Source organism: Parcubacteria group bacterium (assembly GCA_041657845.1).
GTDB lineage: Bacteria > Patescibacteriota > Minisyncoccia > Moranbacterales > JAKLHP01 > JAKLHP01.
In genome coordinates, this window is sequence record JBBABD010000050.1 from 1 (window position 1) to 4607 (window position 4607).

Below are 4607 nucleotides of genomic sequence, written 5' to 3' on the forward strand. Positions count from 1 at the left end.
ATTATAGAATTCAATTTAAGCCAAAGAGGCAAGAAGCTTCCAGACCTTCGCGCTGGAGATATTGTCAAAATTACTCGAAAAATAAAAGAAGGAACAAAGGAAATTTCCCAGATTTTTGAGGGAATTGTTATTGCTATTAAAGGAAAGCAAAGCTCCTCTCCAATGATAACAGTGCGAAAAGTTTCCCATGGAGTGGGCTCAGAATTAATCCTTCCTTTGTTTTCTCCAAACATCGGAAAAATAGTTTTAGTTAAAAGAGCTAAGGTGAGAAGAGCGAAATTGTATTATATCAGAGAAAAATCCGTAAAATCCCTGAAGATGAAATACAAAGATCTTTCTGAATTTGCCAAAGCAGAAGAAATTCCTGAAACTCCAAAAGCAACTGAAGAAAAAGCAGAAGAAGCTGAAAAATAGCAATCAGCAAGCGGACGTGGCGGAACTGGTCTTTTATCAAAACAAAAAATGCGGACGTGGCGGAACTGGTATACGCGCATGCTTGAGGTGCATGTGGGAGCAATCCCGTGGAGGTTCAAGTCCTCTCGTTCGCACCTAAGTTTGTTTTGATAAAAGACGCGTCCCGCCAAGGCGGGATGGGAGCAATCCCGTGGAGGTTCAAGTCCTCTCGTTCGCACATCTTTGGACGATTGGCTCAGTTGGTTAGAGCGTCTCGTTTACACCGAGAAGGTCGTAGGTTCGAATCCTACATCGTCCACTCTTCGTGTTATAATATAAAAAAGCCGAAGTAGCTCAGTCCCGCCAGAGGCGGACAGGGTCCGAGCGAAGAAAAATATAAAAATAGCTAATTTTTAAAGAATAATTAAGTCCGCCGAAGTAGCTCAGTGGTAGAGCGAAGGACCCCACACTAAAATTTGCCGGACTAGCTCAGTGGTAGAGCGAAGGACTGAAAATCCTTGCGTCCCCAGTTCAATTCTGGGGTCCGGCACAAAAGGCAAATTTAGTATGGGGCAAGCTGAAAATTTTACCCTGTATTTGCTTGCACAATACAGGGCCTTGCGTCGGCAGTTCAATTCTGCCCTTCGGCACAAATAAAAATTCCGTTTGCGGAATTCGGGACCGTAGCTCAGTGGTAGAGCGGACGACTCATAATCGTTTGGTCGCTGGTCCGATCCCAGCCGGTCCCACTAAATTACGCTAAACGGGCTTGGCCCGCCAAGCGGGTATCGTATAGTGGCTATTATACGTCCTTGCCAAGGACGAGAGACGGGTTCGATTCCCGTTACCCGCTCCATGGAAAAACAGGCCTAATGTGGGTCTGTTTTTTTGTACCCAAGAGTTAAGTTAGAACTACGTCTTGACAAAAGTAATATTTTAATATACTATATTCAGTTAGTTCGGAATTGTTTGATCACAAAACCAAAAGGAGGAAGTGCAATGAAAAAAATCATCGTAGCAGTTCTTTGTAGTGTGTTTTTCCTTGCGTGCAGTTCGGCTGTCTTCGCAAAAACTGAATATCCCGTAAAGGAGATTTCGGGAGTCGTAAAGGATGTAAAAGTCGATACATCGAATAGCTATACAACAATCGAGTTCGACGATGGTCGACTCATAACGTTCAAGGGCGTTTATGGAGGACAGGTTTTTTCAAAAAACAAGCACTGCTCCTTCAAGTATCAGTATCTTGATGTAATGTTTTCACAAGGAACATACATCATAGACTTCAAATGCCAGAAATGAATATATTCTGGCGGCGTAAGTCACAAGGCCAGAGGGTTTTATTACCTCTGGCTCTTTTTTAAGCAAAGCTTTTAGTCATAAACCTAGTTCTCACGGCATTAACTAAACTGCTCCAGCAAAAACAAGCTTTGGAAAAAGCCTGTTTTTAGTATCCTAAAATTTAGGTTAGAACTATGCTATAATTTATAAGTAATTCATAAATAAACGAATGGATCACAGGTCAATTTTCAAGCGAAGTTCTACAATATTTCTTCAGAGATCTGTTGTGCTGATTGGCATTATCACTATTGTTCTCATGCTTTGGGAGCCCCATATTGAGAGTAGGAACGCGCACGCCACGCTCTTTGAAATTTACTTCAAAGATCCTTTTCTGGCTTATGCATATATAGCGTCCATCCCGTTTTTTGTGGTGCTCTATCAGGCACTCAAGATACTCCGATATGCCAGACAAAATAAGTTATTTTCACAAGCTACCATAAAAGCTCTGCGGACTATAAAATTTTGTGCGATAGTCCTTGTTGCTTTGATTGCAGTGCCATTAGTCTATCTATTTATAGTTCGGCCCGAAGATGATATTGCGGGCGGTGTTGCTGTTAGCCTTTTTCTGATTTTTGTCTCTACAATAATCGCTGCTTCCGCAGCCGTGTTTGAAAGAAATTTACAAAGCGCCATGGATATAAAATCCGAGACTGACTTAACGGCGCAATGAGACTAGGATGACAAATTATTAATATTAAGTTATGAAGGATTCATCCTTAAGTCCAGTTCTAATCATATTAGCTAGCCAGCTCCAAATTATTTAACTTCATGCCCTGCGAGTGTAGTTCAATGGCAGAATGAGACCTTCCCAAGGTTTAGACGGCGGTCCGATTCCGCTCACTCGCTCTAAAAAGAATCTTTTTGAAAAATGGCTTTTTTAAGCTGTTTTTTTGTTATTCCGAAAAAATGCCTTCTCAAAAATGGCTTGTTTGGGCCTATTTTTAGTTTCCAGGTTTGACTTTTGGCTTAAATTTTGCTACAATAGATGGTTGGTAAAAATTGACCTGCATTATTGGCAGATAAACATTTTGCCAGCCTAGCACATTAAAACTAGCTAACAATTTAAGCTAAAACAATGGATATTATTAGTATTGTTGCGGCTTTGCCTTTTCTGGTAAGCGTGGCTTCTATGCCGCCTGCCGAGGCAAAGGAAACAGTAAATACTAATACAAAAATAGAAGAATCTGAGACAAAAAAAGAATCTTCAATAAATAAAAGTGAAGAAGAATTGAAAAATGAGAAAATTATTGCCAAATGGAAGGAAAAACAGGAAAAAATGTGGGAAAACCTTCCTGAGGAAAAATTTACTATCAATGCTTCTGCTTATACTGCTGCGGCTGATGAATGTGGAAAAAGTGATGGAATTACCGCCAGCGGGATCAAAGTGAAAGAAAATAGAACCTTAGCTTGCCCTCCAGCCTTTCCTTTTGGAACAAAAATCCAAATTGAAGGAGTTGGAACTCTGGTTTGTGAAGATCGTGGGGGAGCGATCAAGGGGAATCACTTTGACATTTATGTAGAAACCAAAAAAGAAGCTTTCGCTTTCGGAAGAAAAAATCTCTTAGCGGAAGTAGTTGAGTAAAAAAGTGCCTCGATTTATCGAGGCACTTTTTGCGTTGGAAATTGACGCTGGTTGTTTACTTTGTTAATATGATTTTGTATCTGAAATGGTCGCGTGGCCGAGCGGTTAGGCACGGGTCTGTCTAGCTACGCTAGATCTGGCAAAGCCAGACAAAACATCTTATGCGTATGTATTATGTTTATGTCTTAAAAAGCAAGCGAGATAACAAAATCTATATAGGATATAGCACGGATTTGAAATCCAGATTCAATGAACACAATTTGGGAAAGGTAAAATCAACTAAGTCCAGAATTCCTTTTGAATTAGTTTATTACGAAGCATACAAAGATAAATGGGATGCTACCAAAAGAGAATACTTTCTAAAAACGCACCAACAAAGAGACTTATTAAAAGAAAGGTTAAAGCATTCATTAAAATAATTTATGGTCGCGTGGCGGAGTGGTTACGCATTGGTCTGCAAAACCAAGTACGCCGGTTCAATTCCGGCCGCGACCTCAAGAATGGTCTATCTAGCTACGCTAGATCTGGCGAAGCCAGACAAAACCTTCTACAGAAGTGCTAATCTACTCCGAACCTCACAATTAGAAAATGCCGCGGTGGTGAAACTGGTAGACACAAGGGACTTAAAATCCCTCGGTAGCAATACCGTGCGAGTTCGAGTCTCGCCCGCGGCACAAAAATATTTATCAAAGGAGAGCTTATGGGATTTCCAATCAAATTTAACTGGGTACTCAAAATAAACCAAAATAGTTCTTTAGAAGTAGGAAAAACTTACAAATTCTCAAAAATCGGGAATCGTAATTTTCCACTCGACACTCCAATTGATCTCATTAATAGCAAAAGAGAGGCAATAGCAAAAATATCTGTTCTGGAATTCACTAACAAAAAAGATGAGACAACGGGCAAGTTTAGAGTTTTAAAGATTTATGAAGGAGAAGAAAAAACAATACTGACAGCCTATTGGATTGAAAATCAATAACAACATTTTTAAAAAGCGTTCTACTGAACGCTTTTGTCTTAAAATAAAGTTTCTTGATTGTCTTCATTACCATTAATCGGCGCGGGTTCGTCTTTTTTTTCACCTTCTGATTTTTTTACCGCCTCTAGAACTTTTGGAATTTTTTTAAAATCTTGAATTAAGACTGTCCGCATACTTCCATTGTAAAGTGCGGCTGCAGGATGATAAAGCGCATAAAAAACTCTTGAGCCCAGTCCAGGAATATTTCTTCGCAAGGCCTTTCCGTGCATTTGGGAAATTTTCATATTCGGCAAAAATCTTTCCATCGAATGGCGT

At 40.0% G+C, this 4607-nt stretch carries 7 protein-coding genes and 8 tRNA genes; 14 read left to right on the plus strand and 1 reads right to left on the minus strand.

Going from position 1 to position 4607, the window contains the following annotated elements; genetic code table 11:
• The 14 genes from rplS (at position 1) to WC906_05175 (ending at position 4292) form a co-directional block, all read left to right on the plus strand.
• Positions 1-414, plus strand: coding sequence for a 50S ribosomal protein L19 (rplS, locus tag WC906_05110; protein MFA5777792.1), 414 nt, complete (start codon positions 1-3; stop codon positions 412-414).
• Between the two features lie 50 nt (positions 415-464).
• Positions 465-548 (plus strand) — tRNA-Leu (locus WC906_05115).
• Between the two features lie 90 nt (positions 549-638).
• Positions 639-712, plus strand: a tRNA-Val gene (locus WC906_05120).
• Between the two features lie 159 nt (positions 713-871).
• Positions 872-943 (plus strand) — tRNA-Phe (locus WC906_05125).
• 127 nt (positions 944-1070) lie between these two features.
• Positions 1071-1142, plus strand: a tRNA-Ile gene (locus tag WC906_05130).
• Between the two features lie 32 nt (positions 1143-1174).
• Positions 1175-1249 (plus strand) — tRNA-Gly (locus WC906_05135).
• Positions 1250-1362: 113 nt separating this feature from the next.
• Positions 1363-1692 carry a hypothetical protein gene (locus WC906_05140; protein ID MFA5777793.1) on the plus strand — a complete coding sequence of 110 codons (330 nt, stop codon included), beginning with the start codon at positions 1363-1365 and terminating at the stop codon, positions 1690-1692.
• 208 nt (positions 1693-1900) lie between these two features.
• On the plus strand, positions 1901-2401 hold the full coding sequence (locus tag WC906_05145) for a DUF2975 domain-containing protein (GenBank protein ID MFA5777794.1): 501 nt from the start codon (positions 1901-1903) through the stop codon (positions 2399-2401).
• A gap of 105 nt (positions 2402-2506) precedes the next feature.
• Positions 2507-2577: transfer RNA gene (locus tag WC906_05150), tRNA-Gly, on the plus strand.
• A gap of 229 nt (positions 2578-2806) precedes the next feature.
• A complete protein-coding gene (locus tag WC906_05155; protein MFA5777795.1) occupies positions 2807-3313 on the plus strand; it encodes a 3D domain-containing protein in 507 nt (168 codons plus the stop codon).
• Positions 3314-3480: 167 nt separating this feature from the next.
• Complete coding sequence (locus WC906_05160) at positions 3481-3732, plus strand: GIY-YIG nuclease family protein (protein ID MFA5777796.1); 252 nt, start codon at positions 3481-3483, stop codon at positions 3730-3732.
• Positions 3733-3737: 5 nt separating this feature from the next.
• Positions 3738-3808, plus strand: a tRNA-Cys gene (locus WC906_05165).
• A gap of 95 nt (positions 3809-3903) precedes the next feature.
• A tRNA-Leu gene (locus tag WC906_05170) sits at positions 3904-3987 on the plus strand.
• Between the two features lie 26 nt (positions 3988-4013).
• The gene (locus tag WC906_05175) at positions 4014-4292 is read left to right on the plus strand and encodes a DUF2584 family protein (protein MFA5777797.1); all 279 of its coding nucleotides are present in this window, start codon (positions 4014-4016) and stop codon (positions 4290-4292) included.
• A 38-nt stretch (positions 4293-4330) separates the two neighbouring features.
• Here the strand turns inward: WC906_05175 and WC906_05180 are convergent.
• Positions 4331-4607 (minus strand): hypothetical protein (locus tag WC906_05180; protein MFA5777798.1); only part of this gene is annotated, 277 nt, incomplete at its 5' end.